This is a genomic window from Streptomyces griseochromogenes (genome assembly GCF_001542625.1).
In the GTDB taxonomy this organism is placed as follows: Bacteria; Actinomycetota; Actinomycetes; order Streptomycetales; family Streptomycetaceae; genus Streptomyces; species Streptomyces griseochromogenes.
Genome location: NZ_CP016279.1, coordinates 6562313 through 6577427, shown reverse-complemented (window position 1 = coordinate 6577427; position 15115 = coordinate 6562313). Strand labels below are relative to the sequence as shown.

16 protein-coding genes and 2 pseudogenes are annotated in these 15115 nt (G+C 71.1%); 15 read left to right on the top strand and 3 right to left on the bottom strand.

Annotated features, from left to right (window positions below; translation table 11 throughout):
- Nucleotides 1-16 precede the first annotated feature (16 nt).
- Nucleotides 17-907, top strand: a complete 891-nt coding sequence (pqqB, locus tag AVL59_RS28260) for a pyrroloquinoline quinone biosynthesis protein PqqB (protein ID WP_067317878.1) — start codon at nt 17-19, stop codon at nt 905-907.
- Here pqqB and AVL59_RS28255 read toward each other — a convergent pair.
- The 3 genes from AVL59_RS28255 to AVL59_RS49480 all read right to left on the bottom strand — a co-directional run bounded on the left by AVL59_RS28255 (nt 904) and on the right by AVL59_RS49480 (nt 2908).
- Nucleotides 904-1302, bottom strand: coding sequence for a MarR family winged helix-turn-helix transcriptional regulator (locus AVL59_RS28255; RefSeq protein ID WP_067309851.1), 399 nt, complete (start codon nt 1300-1302; stop codon nt 904-906). The genes pqqB and AVL59_RS28255 overlap by 4 nt on opposite strands.
- Before the next feature lie 70 nt (nt 1303-1372).
- A complete protein-coding gene (locus AVL59_RS28250; protein WP_067309848.1) occupies nt 1373-1723 on the bottom strand; it encodes a VOC family protein in 351 nt (116 codons plus the stop codon).
- Nucleotides 1724-1870: 147 nt separating this feature from the next.
- Nucleotides 1871-2908, bottom strand: coding sequence for an ABC transporter permease (locus tag AVL59_RS49480; protein WP_237281694.1), 1038 nt, complete (start codon nt 2906-2908; stop codon nt 1871-1873).
- Nucleotides 2909-2918: 10 nt separating this feature from the next.
- Here AVL59_RS49480 and AVL59_RS28240 point away from each other — a divergent pair, with 10 nt between their 5' ends.
- The 14 genes and pseudogenes from AVL59_RS28240 (at nt 2919) to AVL59_RS28180 (ending at nt 15102) form a co-directional block, all read left to right on the top strand.
- Complete coding sequence (locus AVL59_RS28240) at nt 2919-3701, top strand: LuxR C-terminal-related transcriptional regulator (RefSeq protein ID WP_237281693.1); 783 nt, start codon at nt 2919-2921, stop codon at nt 3699-3701.
- Between the two features lie 42 nt (nt 3702-3743).
- Nucleotides 3744-3890 (top strand): annotated as a pseudogene (locus tag AVL59_RS56680) (beta-galactosidase); the annotation flags it as partial.
- A gap of 87 nt (nt 3891-3977) precedes the next feature.
- A pseudogene (locus tag AVL59_RS56675) lies at nt 3978-4244 on the top strand (glycosyl hydrolase 53 family protein); the annotation flags it as partial.
- A gap of 180 nt (nt 4245-4424) precedes the next feature.
- Entirely contained in the window at nt 4425-4715 is a 291-nt protein-coding gene (locus tag AVL59_RS28230) for a helix-turn-helix domain-containing protein (protein WP_067309842.1), read from the top strand.
- A gap of 162 nt (nt 4716-4877) precedes the next feature.
- The gene (crcB, locus tag AVL59_RS28225) at nt 4878-5339 is read left to right on the top strand and encodes a fluoride efflux transporter CrcB (protein ID WP_067309839.1); all 462 of its coding nucleotides are present in this window, start codon (nt 4878-4880) and stop codon (nt 5337-5339) included.
- The gene (locus AVL59_RS28220; RefSeq protein WP_067309836.1) at nt 5336-5716 is read left to right on the top strand and encodes a DUF190 domain-containing protein; all 381 of its coding nucleotides are present in this window, start codon (nt 5336-5338) and stop codon (nt 5714-5716) included. The genes crcB (AVL59_RS28225) and AVL59_RS28220 overlap by 4 nt, the downstream gene beginning before the upstream one ends.
- Nucleotides 5713-6087, top strand: a complete 375-nt coding sequence (gene crcB, locus AVL59_RS28215; protein ID WP_067309833.1) for a fluoride efflux transporter CrcB — start codon at nt 5713-5715, stop codon at nt 6085-6087. Before AVL59_RS28220 ends, crcB (AVL59_RS28215) begins: the two co-directional genes overlap by 4 nt.
- A gap of 75 nt (nt 6088-6162) precedes the next feature.
- Nucleotides 6163-6999 carry an undecaprenyl-diphosphate phosphatase gene (locus AVL59_RS28210; RefSeq protein ID WP_067309830.1) on the top strand — a complete coding sequence of 279 codons (837 nt, stop codon included), beginning with the start codon at nt 6163-6165 and terminating at the stop codon, nt 6997-6999.
- A 171-nt stretch (nt 7000-7170) separates the two neighbouring features.
- On the top strand, nt 7171-7848 hold the full coding sequence (locus AVL59_RS28205) for a FadR/GntR family transcriptional regulator (RefSeq protein ID WP_067309828.1): 678 nt from the start codon (nt 7171-7173) through the stop codon (nt 7846-7848).
- Nucleotides 7845-9287, top strand: a complete 1443-nt coding sequence (locus AVL59_RS28200) for an amino acid permease (protein WP_067309825.1) — start codon at nt 7845-7847, stop codon at nt 9285-9287. Before AVL59_RS28205 ends, AVL59_RS28200 begins: the two co-directional genes overlap by 4 nt.
- A gap of 32 nt (nt 9288-9319) precedes the next feature.
- Nucleotides 9320-10336, top strand: coding sequence for an asparaginase (locus AVL59_RS28195; protein ID WP_067317874.1), 1017 nt, complete (start codon nt 9320-9322; stop codon nt 10334-10336).
- Between the two features lie 141 nt (nt 10337-10477).
- Nucleotides 10478-11890 carry an aspartate ammonia-lyase gene (aspA, locus tag AVL59_RS28190; protein ID WP_067309822.1) on the top strand — a complete coding sequence of 471 codons (1413 nt, stop codon included), beginning with the start codon at nt 10478-10480 and terminating at the stop codon, nt 11888-11890.
- A gap of 321 nt (nt 11891-12211) precedes the next feature.
- Nucleotides 12212-13240, top strand: a complete 1029-nt coding sequence (locus AVL59_RS28185) for a UDP-glucuronic acid decarboxylase family protein (protein WP_079147027.1) — start codon at nt 12212-12214, stop codon at nt 13238-13240.
- Nucleotides 13237-15102 (top strand): glycosyltransferase, encoded by a 1866-nt coding sequence (locus tag AVL59_RS28180; protein WP_372450305.1) that lies wholly within the window; start codon nt 13237-13239, stop codon nt 15100-15102. The genes AVL59_RS28185 and AVL59_RS28180 overlap by 4 nt, the downstream gene beginning before the upstream one ends.
- Nucleotides 15103-15115: the final 13 nt, after the last annotated feature.

Here is a 15115-nt window from a genome sequence, read left to right as displayed (position 1 = left end):
GAAGGAGCCGATGATCGTGAGGATCGTTCTGCTGGGCACCGCCGCCGGAGGCGGCTTCCCGCAGTGGAACTGCGCCTGCGCGCTGTGCGCGGCCGCCCGGGACGGCAAACTGCCCTCCCGCACCCAGGAGTGCGCCGCCGTCACCGGCAATGGACGCGACTGGTGGCTGCTCAACGCCTCGCCCGACCTGCGCACCCAGCTCGCCGCCACGCCGGCCCTGTGGCCCGGCCCCGGGCCCCGGGACACCCCGCTGCGGGGCGTGCTGCTCACCGACGCGGAGGCCGACCACGTCACCGGCCTCGCCGAGCTGCGCGGAGCCGCGGGCCTGAAGGTCTACGCGGCCCCGCCGGTCCGCGCCGTCCTCGCCCCCGCACACGCCGCCCTGGACCGCTACGCGCCCTGGGAGTGGGCCGACAGCCTGGCCGACGGCGGCTTCGTGCTGGCCGGCGGACTCGTCGTCACCGCCCACCCCGTGGGCACCAAGATCCCGAAGTACGTACCGGCCCAGACACCGCCGCCCGACGCCGCCTGGGTGACGGCGTACCGCGTGGAGGACCTGGCCAGCGGGGGAGTGCTGGTGTACGCGCCTTGCGTCGGGGCCTGGAGTCCCGTCCTGGAGGAGCTGTGCGCGGAGGCCGACTGCGTGCTGCTGGACGGCACCTTCCTCGCCGCCGACGAGATGGGCACGGCGGTGCGGAGCGCTGCGGGGCAGGCGGCGATGGGGCACCTGCCGGTCATGGGCCCCAAGGGCTCACTGGCGGCCCTGGCCCGCCATCCCGGGCCGCGCCGGGTCTACACCCACCTCAACAACACCAACCCGCTGCTCGACCCGGCCTCACCGGCACGCGCGCGTGTGGCCGAGCAGGGGGTGGAAGTACTGCCGGACGGGACGGAGCTGGTCCTCTAGCCGGCCCGTTCGGCCAGCATGCGCGCCAGCACCGCCCGCTGCAGGGGCAGTACCTCGGCGTACAGATCGCGGCCCTTGCGAGTGAGCGCCACCCACACTCCGCGCCGGTCCTCCGCGCACACCGAGCGCTCGACCAGGCCCTCCTTCTCCAGCCGGCCGATCAGCCGGGACAGTGCGCTCTGGCTGAGATGGACCCGTCCGACCAGGTTCTGCACCCTGCACTGGTCGCTCTCCCCGGGCGACTCGGTCGCCAGCAGGTCCAGCACCTCGAAGTCGCTGGCGCCGAGCCCGTGCGGGTGCAGGGCCCGGTCTATCTCGCACATCGTGTGCGCGTGCACCGTGAGGATGTCCCGCCAGCGTTCCTCGAGCCGGGCGTCGGCCGTCTTGACTGCCATACCCGCACCGTAGCACCGATCCGGCCAATCGTTGAGTGTGCAACTAGTGCAGGTGCAAGCGGGCCGGGGCTCAGGCGGCCGGGTCCTGGAGGAGGCCGATCAGATTGCCGTCGGCGTCCTTCACGGAGGCGATCAGCCGGCCGTTGCCGACGTCCCGCACGTCCTGGACCACGTCCGCGCCCGCCGCCAGCAGGGCCGCGAGGCGCTCCCGGAGGTCGGTGACATGCCAGAACGGCACCGGTCCTGTCAGGCCCTGCGCGTGTCCGTTCGGGTCGAGGCCGACGTCCTGTCCCTCGGCCTTGAAACCGACGTAGTAGGGCTGGTCCGCGTACGGCTCGACACCCAGCAGGACGGTGAACAGGGCCTTGGCCCGGTCCTTGTCCTTGACGGGGTAGATGATCGTCTGCAGGCCTGCGGTCATGGGAGTCTCCCTCTGAGGTGCGTGGCCCGGCGGATCCTCCGCCGGGTCCCGACGGGGAATCCCGTCGACACACTTCACGCTAGGGCCGGAGAGCCCGCCCCGGCTTCTTCGATCCTGATCGGTTGCGGGCTCCCCGGACGGTCGGCGTCATTCGCTGTGCAGCACCTCCGCGACGGTCAGGCGGGCCGCGCGCCGGGCGGGGACCAGGGTCCCCACGACGGCGATCACCAGGCCCGCCAGGGCCAGTCCCGCGAGCCGCGGCGCGTGCCAGACATCCGTCATGTACGCCGGCAGGGTGATGTCGACCCCGGCCGCCATGCGGGGCACGACCACCTCGTAGGCGGCGATGCCCACCGGGATGCCGAGGACGGACCCCGGCGCGCCGAGCACCGCCATCGAGGTCACCGTCATCACCGTGACCTGGCGCGGGGTCATGCCGATCGACTTCAGCATGCCCAGGTCGCGACGGCGGTCGTGGGTGTTGAGCACGGCCGTGTCGAACACGCCGAGGGAGGCGACCAGGGCCAGCATCAGGGTGAGGGCGGCCGCGGCGCCGACGATGGTCCGGGTCACGCTGTTCGGGCCGGTCAGTTGCGTACTGAGTCCCCTGTCGAGGGCTCGGGCGGCGCGCGCGTACGCCTCCGTGCCCTCGCGCAGTTTGACGTGACAGGCGATCGGCCTTCCCTCGGGGATCAACGCGGTGAAGGTGGGCCAGGTGCCGGAGAACACCCGGTCGTTCTGCCCCATCACCTCGCCGACCACGGTGATGTCCTCCTCGTGGCCGATCGCGCGCACCCTCAGGTGATCGCCGATGCTCACCCCGTTGCGGCGCAGGAAGGCCGAGCCGACCACGACCTCTCCGGGGCGGCGCATCCACCGGCCCCGGACGAGAACGTCGCTCAGCCGCAGGTCCGCCCCGCGCCTGCCCTCGAACATGACCTTCTGCGTGGTGCCCACGAGCTGTGCGTCCTCGTCCGCGCGGGCCGTCACCCGGATCGCGCCCGGCAACGAGCCCAGCCGGGACTGGAGCCGACGGTCGCCCTGGACCGGCCACACCTCCTTGCCGTTCACGTAGTTGCCGGCGTACGCGGTGACGTCGAACGCCTCCTTGCCGGCGTCCCCGAACCGGGTCATCGTCGTCGCCAGCCCCGTCGCGAACGTCACCGTCGTCACCCCCAGGATCACCGCGGCCAGCGTGAGCGCGCTGCGCGCGGGCCGGGCGAACGGCAGCCGCCCCGAGGCTCACCGACCGCGGCAACCGCAGCCCCGCGAGCCGCCGTTGGACGCCGAGCGCCCGCCCGGCACGCGGGGCGCTGCCCGCGCTGATCGCCCGCGCCGCCGACAGCCGCCGGGCACGGATCGAGGGGCCGAGCGCGGCCAGCACACAGACGAGCGGCATGCCGCGGGCATGGACGGCCTGGAGGCCACCCGGCGCATCCTGGCCGAGGACCCCGGCTGCCGGGTTCTCATGCTGACCACGTTCGACCTGGACCGGTATGTGTACGAGGCGCTCGCCATCGGGGCCAGCGGCTTCCTGCTCAAGGACGTCACCCCGGAGCACCTGGCGGCGGCCGTAAGGCTCGTCGACACCGGCGACGCCCTGCTCGCGCCGCAGATCACCCGGCGCCTGGTCGAGCGGTACGCGGCCGAGGCCGAGCGGACGGCCGAGGCCGTGCCCGCAGGCCTGGCCGCGCTCACCCCTCGCGAGCGGGAGGTGCTGACCCTGATGGGCCGCGGCCTGTCCAACATGGAGCTGGCCGCCGAGCTGACGCTCAGCGAGGCCACGGTCAAGTCCCACGTGGCCCGCATCTTCGCCAAGCTGGGCCTACGCGATCGAGCCCAGGTGGTCGTCCTCGCCTATGAGACCGGGCTGGTCCGCCCCGGGGCGCGCCAGCGCCCGAAGGAGCGTGGGGCCGTGTTGCACATGCGGCCCCGCCGCACGGGCGCGACCGGCCACAACGGCGCGGCAGACGACTGACGGCCTTTCCAGGCACCCCGTGAGGCGCCCGGCTCACGCGGACGCACGCCGCACCACGGCGCCCCCTGGCTGCTGCTGGAGCACTCCACCTCGGGTGTCAACCGGCAGCCCCGCAACCCCGCCAAGACTCCCGGCCAGATGGCCCGCAACTCCCTCGCGCACGTGGCTCGCGGCTCCGAAGGCGCGATGAGCACGACGCCGTCCACGAGGGCGCCCATCCGGGCGGCGCTGCGCGAGCTCCTCGGCCTCACCGTGGAGGAGTTCTCGCCGCACCAGATCGACACCACCGGTGAGCTGGTCTCCGGCCACCCCGCGACCGTGGCCGGACAGACCAGGTGGATGAGCGACGTGGCGAGCATCGTGGAGGCGGTCCCGAACGGCCGCGGTCTCGGCGTCTTCAACTGGGAGGCGACGTGGACCGCCGTCGCCGGCAGCGGCCGGGACCCGGCCGACGCCTCCTCCGGCAACGGCCGGGAGAACCAGGCCCTGTTCGGCTACGACGACAAGGCGCTCTCCACCATGACGTGGTTCGGCCACCGCTGAACCACCTCTGACGGGGCCCGGCCGTAAGGGGACGGCCGGGCCCCGTCCCGTTCCCGTGAACGGGTCCGGCGCGAGCGGCCGTTCGGTACCGGACAAGGGCGGGAGAGTCCGGTACGGGAGGGTGACCGCTGCGCGAGAGTGGGAATACGCACGAGGAGGCCGGGGACGGAGGCGAGACAGATGATGGGGACCCCCTCGGGCCGCATACGGCAGACCATCCTGAACTGGCTCAAGGATCCGGCGGCCCACTTCCCGGCCGGGCGTTGTCACGGCGACCCCGCCGAGACCGGAGTCACCGCACGGGCGGTGGCGGCCAAGCTCGGCGTCCCCCGCCGGACGGCCGCCGCCCATCTCGACTTCCTCAGCGCCTTGGGCCTGCTGCACACCCGCCGGATCCGCTGGCGCACGCACTACCGGCGCGACGAGATCCGCATCGCCGAGGTGGCCCGGATGTTCGAGAAGGGCTGGTGAAGGGGGCTCGCCCGCCCCTCTGGACACACGTGAGGCTTCGCGCACCCTCCCGGAGCCGGGCGTCGAGGTCCGCCCGCGGTCCTCCCTCAGACGACGCGACGGTACCCTGGTGCCCGGCCGTGATCACCCGTCGGGGCAGGCCCGAACAGGAGACGTACGAGCATGACAGCCCCGGAAGCCGAGAGCGTCCGCGTCCGCCCCGGACCCCCGCGGCGGTCCGAATGGCGCTCCCAGGCCCCCATCGTCGCCGTGGTCGCCGTGGGCGGCGCCCTGGGAGCGACGGCCCGCTACGCGCTCACCCTGGCCTGGCCCAGCCCGGTGGGCGGCTTCCCGTGGGCGACCTTCTGGACCAACGTCATCGGCTGCGCCGTGATCGGCGTGTTCATGGTGCTGATCACCGACGTGTGGGCCGCCCACCGTCTCGTCCGCCCGTTCTTCGGCACCGGAGTGCTCGGCGGCTTCACCACGTTCTCCACCTACGCCGTCGACATCCGCAGACTGGTCGACGCCGGCCATCCCCGCACCGGGCTGGCCTACCTCGCCGCGACCCTCTTCGCGGCCCTCGCGGCGGTGTGGCTGGCCTCGGCCGCCGCCCGCCTGGTGCTCACCCGGAGGCAGCGATGACGGCACTCACCGGCCCGGCCCTGCGGCTGACCGTCTACATCGGCGAGGACGACACCTGGCACCACAAGCCCCTCTACTCCGAGATCGTGCACCGCGCGCACGCCGCCGGACTCGCCGGCGCCAGCGTCTTCCGGGGCATCGAGGGCTTCGGCGCCTCCTCCCGCATCCACACCTCCCGGCTGCTGTCCCTGAGCGAGGACCTGCCGGTGGCGATCGTCGTCGTGGACACCACGGAGCGGATCCGGGCGTTCCTGCCGCAGCTGGACGAACTCGTCGGCGAGGGGCTCGTGACCCTGGAGGAGTGCGAGGTCGTTCGGTACGTGGGCCGCGGATCGGGCCCGGACGAAGCCGATCCGAAGGGTAAGAAGTCGTTGTGAACTGGCTGCTGGTCGTGCTGGGGGCCGTGGTCGGCGCACCCATGCGATATCTCACCGACCGGGCCATTCAGGCCCGCCACGACTCTCTCTTCCCCTGGGGTACGTTCGTGGTGAATGTCTTCGGCTGTCTGATTCTGGGCCTGCTGACCGGCGCCGTCTCGGCAGGTGCCGCCGGCTCGCACCTTCAGCTGCTGCTGGGCACCGGACTGTGCGGCGCCCTGACGACATACTCGACCTTCTCCTACGAGACCCTGCGGCTGACCGAGGCCGGCTCCGGGCTCTACGCTGCCGCCAACGTCGTCGCGAGCGTGGTGGCGGGGCTCGGAGCGGCCTTCGCCGGAGTGTCCCTGGCCGGAGCCCTGTGGGCCTAGGAGCGTGGCGTACGGCCGCCCGCAGCAAGTACTGTCTACAGCACTGTCGACCAACTTTCCTCAGAACTGGATCCCATGAGCGCCATCACCGTCGGTCAAGCGGTCGTCCTCGGAGTGGTCGAGGGGGTGACCGAGTTCCTCCCCGTGTCCTCCACCGGCCACCTCAAGATCGCCGAGGGGCTCATGGACATTCCCGTCGACGACAAGTCGGTCGTCGGATTCTCCGCCGTCATCCAGGTCGGCGCGATCGCCGCCGTGCTCGTGTACTTCTTCAAGGACATCAAGCGGATCGTCTCCGCCTGGTTCCGCGGTGTGACCAACCGCGAGGAGCGCTACCACCACGACTACAAGTTCGCCTGGTGGGTGATCTACGCGACCATCCCGATCGTCCTGGTCGGTCTTGCCGCCAAGCCGTTGATCGACGGTCCGCTCGCCTCGCTGTGGGTGGTCGCCGGCTCGCTGATCGCCGGCTCCGTGGTGATGTGGTGCGCGGACCAGATGGGCCGGCACAAGCGTGGTGAGGACGACACCTCCTTCAAGGACGCGATGCTGGTCGGCTGCTCGCAGATCCTCGCCCTGCTCTTCCCCGGCTTCTCCCGCTCCGGCGCCACCATGTCCACCGCGCTCATCCTGGACCTGGACCGCGTCGCCGCCACCCGGCTGTCCTTCTTCCTCGGCATCCCGGCCCTGACCGGCGCGGGCATCTACGAGCTGAAGGACGCCCTCGGCGCGGGCGTCGGCGCCGCCCCGCTGGCCGTCGGCACGATCGTCTCCTTCGTCGTCGCCTACGCCTCCATCGCCTGGCTGCTGAAGTTCGTCGCCAAGCACTCCTTCAACGCCTTCGTGATCTACCGGATCGTCATCGGCGCGGGCCTGATCGGCCTGCTCGCGACCGGCACGCTCAACAGCTGAGCCGAGCCTCTCGTCACCCACGGGGTGCGGATGCCTGTATTCAGGCGCCGCACCCCGTGAATGTTTCCTTCCGCGACGCCTTGACAGTTCCCTGATGCAACCCGCAGGATCGCTCCCGTGAACCTGTCAGACAGCCAGACAGGTGGCCCGGCTCCGCGGCGCGTCAGTGCCATGGAAGCGGTCCTCGGCCACCTCCGCGGCGCCATCGAACGCGGCGAGTACGCCATAGGCGACAAGCTCCCCTCCGAGGCCGAGCTGTGCCGCACCCTCGAGGTGTCCCGGCCCGTGCTCCGCGAGGCGCTGCGCGCGCTGCAGACGATGGGCCTGACGGTCTCCCGGACCGGAAAGGGCACCTTCGTCGTCGCCAGCGCCGTAGAGGATCCCACCTTCGGCGACTACGCGGCCAGCGACCTGCTCGAAGTGCGCCGTCACATCGAGATCCCGGTCGCCGGCTACGCGGCCGCGCGCCGCACCCCGGAGGACCTGGACCACCTGGCCCACCTCCTGGACCGCATGGAAAGGGAGACGGACACCACCGCATGGGTCGCGATGGACACCCTCTTCCACCTCGCCGTGGCCGAGGCCGCCCAGAACCCGGTCTTCCGCCGGGTCATCGAGGAGATCCGCGACGCACTGGCGCGTCAGTCGGCCTTCCTCAACGAGCTGGGCGGGCGCCGTGAGCAGTCCAACCGGGAGCACCGCGCGATCGTCGAAGCGCTGATCGACGGTTCCGAGCACGACGCCGTCGAGGCCATGAGCCATCACCTCGACCGCGTCGAGACGACCCTCACCGACATCGTGCGCCCCGGGCGCACGGACCTCCCCACGGAAGGCGGACCCGAGGCGTGAGCGAGCAGCACCTCAAAGACGAGACGCGCCCCTCGTCCGGTCATGTCGACGCCGGAGACGCCGGGTACAGCAAGTCGCTGAAGCACCGGCACGTCAACATGATCGCCATCGGCGGTGCCATCGGCACCGGCCTCTTCCTCGGCGCGGGCGGCCGGCTCGCCGACGCCGGACCCTCCCTGTTCGTGGCGTACGCCGTCTGCGGCGTCTTCGCCTTCCTCGTCGTCCGCGCCCTCGGCGAGCTGGTCCTCTACCGCCCCTCCTCCGGCGCCTTCGTGTCCTACGCCCGGGAGTTCCTCGGCGAGAGGGGCGCCTACACCGCGGGCTGGATGTACTTCCTCAACTGGGCGACCACCGGCATCGCCGACATCACGGCGGTGGCCACCTACACCCACTACTGGGGCATGTTCTCCGACATCCCGCAGTGGGTGATCGCACTGATCGCCCTGGCCGTGGTCCTCACCGTGAACCTGATCTCGGTGAAGATCTTCGGCGAACTGGAGTTCTGGTTCGCGATCGTCAAGGTCAGCGCGCTGGTGATCTTCATGTGCATCGGCATCTACCTGCTGGCCACCCAGCACCCGGTCGACGGCCACCACCCGGGCCCGTCCCTGATCACCGACAACGGCGGCGTCTTCCCGAACGGCCTGCTGCCCATGCTGCTGATCATCCAGGGCGTCGTCTTCGCCTACGCCTCCGTCGAGCTGGTCGGCGTCGCGGCGGGCGAGACCGAGAACCCCGAGAAGATCATGCCGAAGGCGATCAACTCGATCATGTGGCGCGTGGGCCTGTTCTACGTCGGCTCGGTCGTCCTGCTCTCGATGCTCCTGCCCTGGAACGTGTACAAGGCCGGCGAGAGCCCCTTCGTGACGGTTCTGTCCCACATCGGCGTCCCCGCGGCCGGCGACGTGATGAACCTGGTCGTGCTCACCGCGGCCATGTCCTCGCTCAACTCCGGCCTGTACTCCACCGGCCGCATCCTGCGCTCCATGGCCGTGAGCGGCTCGGCCCCGAAATTCACCGCGAGGATGAGCCGCAGCCAGGTCCCGTACGGCGGGATCCTGCTCACCAGCGGTATCTGTGTCCTCGGCGTCGGCCTGAACTACGTCGTCCCGGCGGACGCCTTCGAGATCGTCCTGAACTTCGCCGCGATCGGCATCCTCGCCACCTGGGGCATGATCATGATCTGTCACCTGCTGTTCTGGCGGAAGACCCAGAACGGCGAACTGGCCCGGCCCTCCTACCGGCTGCCGGGCTCCCCCTGGACCGAAGTCGTGACGCTGGCGTTCCTCGCCTCCGTCCTGGTCCTCATGTACGCCGACGGCGGCGCCGGACGCACGACCGTGCTGTGCCTGCCGCTGATCGTCGCAGCGCTGGTCGCGGGCTGGTACGCCATCCGCGGCCGAATAGCGCGCTCGTCCACCACCGGAGCCGACGCGTGACCCACGCAGGGCTCCCTGACAAGCAGGCAGTGATGTACAGCAGTTCCCCGGCGGACGCACCCATCGTCCGTGAGCCCCTCCACGCCCCCGTCGCCCACCTCATCCGCGGCGGGGTCGTCGAGGGCATCCACTACGGCTCCGTCGTCGTCCTCGGCGCCGACGGCCAGGTCCAGTTCCAGCTCGGCGACATCGAGGCCGCGTTCTACCCGCGCTCGGCCCTCAAGCCCGTCCAGGCCGTGGCCATGCTGCGGGCCGGGCTCCCGCTCGACGGCGACCTGCTCTCGCTGGCCGCCGCGAGCCACTCCGGCGAGGAGCGCCACCTCGCCGGCACCCGGCGGATCCTCGAACTGGCCGGGCTCGCCGAGGACGACCTGCGCAACGTCCCCGACATGCCGTACGACCCCGTTGTGCGGGACGCCTGGGTCCGCGAGGGCCGGCTGCCCTCCCGCCTCGCCCAGAACTGCTCCGGCAAGCACGCGGCGATGCTGTGGACCGCCAAGCTCAACAACTGGTCCCTGGCGGACTACCTCGACCCGGCGCACCCGCTCCAGCAGGCCATCGCCGAGATCGTCGAGGACCTGACGGGACAGCGGGTCGCCCGCGTGACCGTGGACGGCTGCGGCGCGCCGCTGTTCTCCATCTCCCTGCACGGCCTCGCGCGGGCCGTCGCCCGCATCACCACCGCCGTACCGGGGACCCCCGAGGCCCGGGTGGCCGACGCCATGCGTGAGCACGCGGAGATGGCTTCCGGCTCCGGCCGCGATGTCGCCGCGCTGATGCGGTCCGTGCCCGGGCTGCTCGCCAAGGACGGCTTCGAGGGCGTTCAGGTGGCCGCGCTGCCCGACGGCCGTGCGATCGCCGTCAAGATCGCCGACGGGGCGAACCGGGCGCGTATTCCGGTCGCCGCGGCGGCGCTCGCCCGCGCGGGCGTCGACCCGGAGCTTCTCACTCGGTTCGCGGGTGAGCCGCTGCTCGGTGGCGGGGAGCCGGTGGGGTGCGTACGGCCGGTACGCGCGCTGGACCCGGTCGCGTTCACCGCCTGCGCGTAGCTCCGTCGGATCGGCCGCCTTCGACCGGCGGGTCCACTGTGGTCGACCGCGCCCGCGCGGCGGCAGCCGCACATCGACAACGCCCCGCGCCCCTTTCAGGGGCGCCACCACCTCTGTACTTCAGAAAGAGGCCGCACCCTCATGACCGCCGCCACCCGAAGCGAACACGACCTGCTCGGTGACCGTGACGTACCCGCCGACGCGTACTGGGGAGTCCACACCCTGCGCGCGACGGAGAACTTCCCCATCACCGGCACCCCGATCTCCGCGTACCCGCACCTGATCGACGCCCTGGCCGCCGTCAAGGAGGCCGCGGCCCTCGCCAATGCGGAGCTCGGCCTGCTGGAGCGGCGGAAGGCGGACGCGATCGTCGCCGCCTGCCGGGAGATACGCGCCGGCAAGCTGCACGACCAGTTCGTCGTGGACGTCATCCAGGGCGGCGCCGGCACGTCCACCAACATGAACGCCAACGAGGTCGTGGCCAACCGCGCGCTGGAGCTGCTCGGCCACGGCAAGGGCGAGTACACCCATCTGCACCCGAACGAGGACGTCAACCTGGGTCAGTCGACCAACGACGTCTACCCGACCGCCGTCAAGGTAGCGACGGTGTTCGCCGTACGTGGACTGCTCAAGGCGATGTCCGTACTGCAGGACGCCTTCGCCCGTAAGGCCTTCGAGTTCCGTGACGTGCTCAAGATGGGCCGTACACAGTTGCAGGACGCGGTGCCGATGACGCTCGGTCAAGAGTTCTCCGCGTTCGCCGTCATGATCGAGGAGGACCGCAGCCGCCTCGCCGAGGCCGTCGAGCTGATCCACGAGATCAACCTGGGCGCCACGGCCATCGGCACCAGCCTCAACGCCCCGGCCGGATACGCCGAGGCCGCCCGTCGGCACCTCGCCGCCATCACCGGGCTGCCCCTGGTCACCGCGGCCAACCTCGTCGAGGCCACCCAGGACTGCGGTGCCTTCGTCCAGATGTCCGGCGTGCTCAAGCGGATCGCGGTCAAGCTCTCCAAGAGCTGCAACGACCTGCGGCTGCTCTCCTCCGGCCCGCGCGCGGGCCTCGGCGAGATCAACCTGCCGCCGGTGCAGGCCGGCTCGTCGATCATGCCGGGCAAGGTCAACCCGGTGATCCCCGAGGTCGTCAACCAGGTCGCCTTCGAGGTGATCGGCAACGACGTCGCCATCACCATGGCGGCCGAGGCCGGACAGCTCCAGCTCAACGCCTTCGAGCCGATCATCCTGCACTCCCTGTCGGAGAGCATCACGCACCTGCAGAGCGCCTGCCTCACCCTCGCCGAGCGGTGCGTGGACGGCATCACCGCCAACACCGAGCGGCTGCGCGCCACCGTCGAGAACTCCATCGGGCTGGTCACCGCGCTCAACCCGCACATCGGGTACACGGCTGCCACCGACATCGCCAAGGAGGCCCTCGCCACCGGCCGGGGCGTGGCGGAACTGGTCCTGGAGAAGGGTCTGCTGCCGGCCGAACGGCTGACGGACCTGCTCCGGCCGGAGGTGCTCGCGGGCAGCCAGGCGGCGCCCGCGATCTGACGCGACGCCACCCGCGTGCCGCCCGCTCCGGTGCTCCGGGCCGGGCCGACACGCGGGTGCCGTCATACCCAGGGATGAAACCCCGCGGACACCCCGCACCCGCCCCCTCCTGGCTCTTGAGGGACCGCGCAACACGATTCCCCCGCCGGGCGCTACCGGCTGATCGGCGCAGTACAAGTCGCCGTTCTCCGGGTAGTGCTACTAACGCACATATGGTGAATTCGCGGCCTTGGTAAAGGCCGTCTCCTGTCCTGGCAAACGGCCCTCCCCACCCTGTGCCGGGCGGAGCGACGGAATCCTTCGGTGAATCCAGGAGAATCCATGCGTGTGGCCGTGACAGGTGGCGGCGGATTTCTCGGCTCGCATCTTTGCGAAGCCCTCCTTCGACGCGGTGACGAGGTCGTGTGTCTCGACGACTTCTCCACCGGCGACCCGGCGAACATCGCCGCATTTCTCGGGAATCCGGGCTTCGAACTCATCCGCGGGGACGTCAGCCGGTCGACCGACGTGCGCGGCACCGTGGACGCGGTGGCCCACTTGGCGAGCCCCGCCTCGCCTCCCGACTACCTCAGACGCCCCCTGGAGACGCTCGCCGTGGGCAGCCGCGGCACGGAGAACGCGCTCCGGCTCGCCGCCCGGCACGACGCGCGCTTCGTGCTCGCTTCCACGAGCGAGGTGTACGGGGACCCCGAGGTGCATCCCCAGGACGAGAGTTACTGGGGGCATGTGAATCCGATCGGGCCGCGCAGCGTCTACGACGAGGCGAAGAGATTCGCCGAGGCACTGACCCAGGCCTACCGGACGCATCGCGGAACGAACACCGGAATCGTCCGCATCTTCAACACCTACGGTCCGCGGATGCGTCCGCACGACGGGCGGGTCGTCTCCAGTTTCGTGGTCCAGGCCCTCGCCGGTGAGCCCCTGACCGTCTACGGCGACGGAAAGCAGACACGCAGTTTCTGCTATGTCGACGACCTGGTGCGCGGAATCATCGCCATGCTGGACTGTGACGAACCCGGACCGGTGAATCTCGGAAATCCCGTCGAACTGACCGTGCTCGAACTGGCCGATCTCGTCATCGGCCTCACGGGATCCGGCGCCGAGGTGCAGTTCCATCCGCTGCCCGTCGACGACCCCACCCGCCGGCGGCCGGTGATCGCCCGCGCCTCGGAACGTCTCGGCTGGGTCCCCGAAGTGACCGTCGAGGACGGCCTGCGCCGCACGGTGCGCTGGTTCGCCGGCCGGCCCGATGATGTCGCCGCCGCGCTCGCGGCGATCCGGGGCGGGCAGCAGGACGGCGTGGTCGCCGCTAGGCCCCGTCCGTCCGGTGCGACCCCCGTGGCGTCGTGACCCAGACGGATCCCCGTCCCCCGGCAGCCGTCGCCCTCGACTCGGGTCCGCCGCCGGACACCGAAGCGGCGCTGAGAACCCACATGCGGATCCTGTCCTCGGGCAATGTCGTCGGCCTGCCGGCCGACGGACCCGTGTTCGGCAATCCGCGCAGATCGCTCGTATCGGCGCCCCAGTCCTGGATTCCCCGGCTGCGCACGGCGGACCGGATCACGGTGGCGCTGCTCGCGGTGTGCTGGCTGACGGCCCTCGTGGGCTTCTGGGTGTGGTGGGTGCGTCCGGAGCACCGGGTCGGCTGGACGGGCTTCGCGGTGAACAGCGCGCTGCTGCTGTATCTGTCCCTGCTGCCGATGTACTTCGTCGTCGTGGTGCTGCGCCTGCGCGTCTTCGACCCCGCCGTGGAAGTGCCCCGGCTGCGCACGGCTTTCGTGGTGACCCGGGCCCCCTCCGAGCCCTTCGAGGTCGCGCGCACCACCCTGAGCGCGATGCTGCGCCAGGACTTCCCGCACCCCTACGACGTCTGGCTGTGCGACGAGGACCCGGACCAGCGGATCCTGGACTGGTGCGCGGCCCACGGCGTGCGCGTCTCCTGCCGCCGCGGTCTCGCCGCCTACCACCGGGACGCCTGGCCCCGCCGCACCCGGTGCAAGGAGGGCAACCTCACGTACTTCTACGACAACTGGGGTTACCGCGCCTACGACGTGGTGGCCCAGCTCGACGTCGACCATGTGCCCCGGTCCGGATATCTGGGAGAGATGGTCCGGCCGTTCGCCGATCCGGCGGTCGGCTATGTGGCCGCCCCCAGCGTGTGCGACGCCAACGCCGGCACGTCGTGGTCGGCCCGCGGACGGCTGCACCGCGAGGCCACGTTCCACGGCCCGATGCAGCTCGGCCACTGCGACGGCCTGGCACCGCTGTGCATCGGCTCCCACTACGCCGTACGCACCGGTGCCCTGCGGGACATCGGCGGGCTCGGACCCGAGCTGGCCGAGGACTTCTCGACCACCTTCCTGCTGAACTCGGCCGGCTGGCAGGGTGCGTTCGCCATCGACGCCGAGGCGCACGGCGACGGCCCGCTCACCTTCGCCGCGATGGTGACCCAGGAGTTCCAGTGGTCGCGGAGCCTGATGGTGATGCTGCTCGGCATGCTCCCCAAGCATCTGGGGCGGATGCCCGGCCGGCTTCGGCTGCGCTTCGCCTTCGCCCTCTCCTACTATCCGCTGCTCGCCCTGACCACGACCGGAGCCCTGCTGCTGCCCCCGGTCGCCGCGATCACCGGCATCCCGTGGATCAACGTCAACTACGCGGCGTTCCTTCTGCACTTCTGGTCCATGTCGTTCTTCCTGGTCCTGCTCACGACGCTGCTGCGGCGGCGCGGACTGCTGCGGCCCGCCGACGCGCCGCTGCTGAGCTGGGAGGGGTGGCTGTTCGGGCTGGCCCGTTGGCCGTACGTGGCTGGGGGAGTCACGGCCGCGGTGGTGCGGCGCCTGCGGCCGAAGAAGGTCGTCTTCAAGGTGACACCCAAGGCCCGTGACGGCCTGGAGACGCTGCCACTGCGCCTGGTGCTTCCCTACCTCCTGATCACGGTCGTGCTCTCCGGCGCGGCCGTCATCGGGGAGCTGAACGGGCCCGCGGTCGGCTATGTGTTCCTCTGCATCCTGGGGTCCCTGTCCTACGCGATGGTGACGCTCGCGGTGGGCGTCCTGCACATTCGCGAGAGCGCCCGGTCGGCCGGCGTCGGAGTCCGCCGGGCCCTGCGCACCGCCGCGCTGCCGCTGGGCACCGGGCTGGCGGCACTCCTTCCGCTGGCCTGGGCGCTGCTGCTGTTCCCCACCTACGTACGCGGATTCATCGCGGGCTGACGCCCGTCCCATC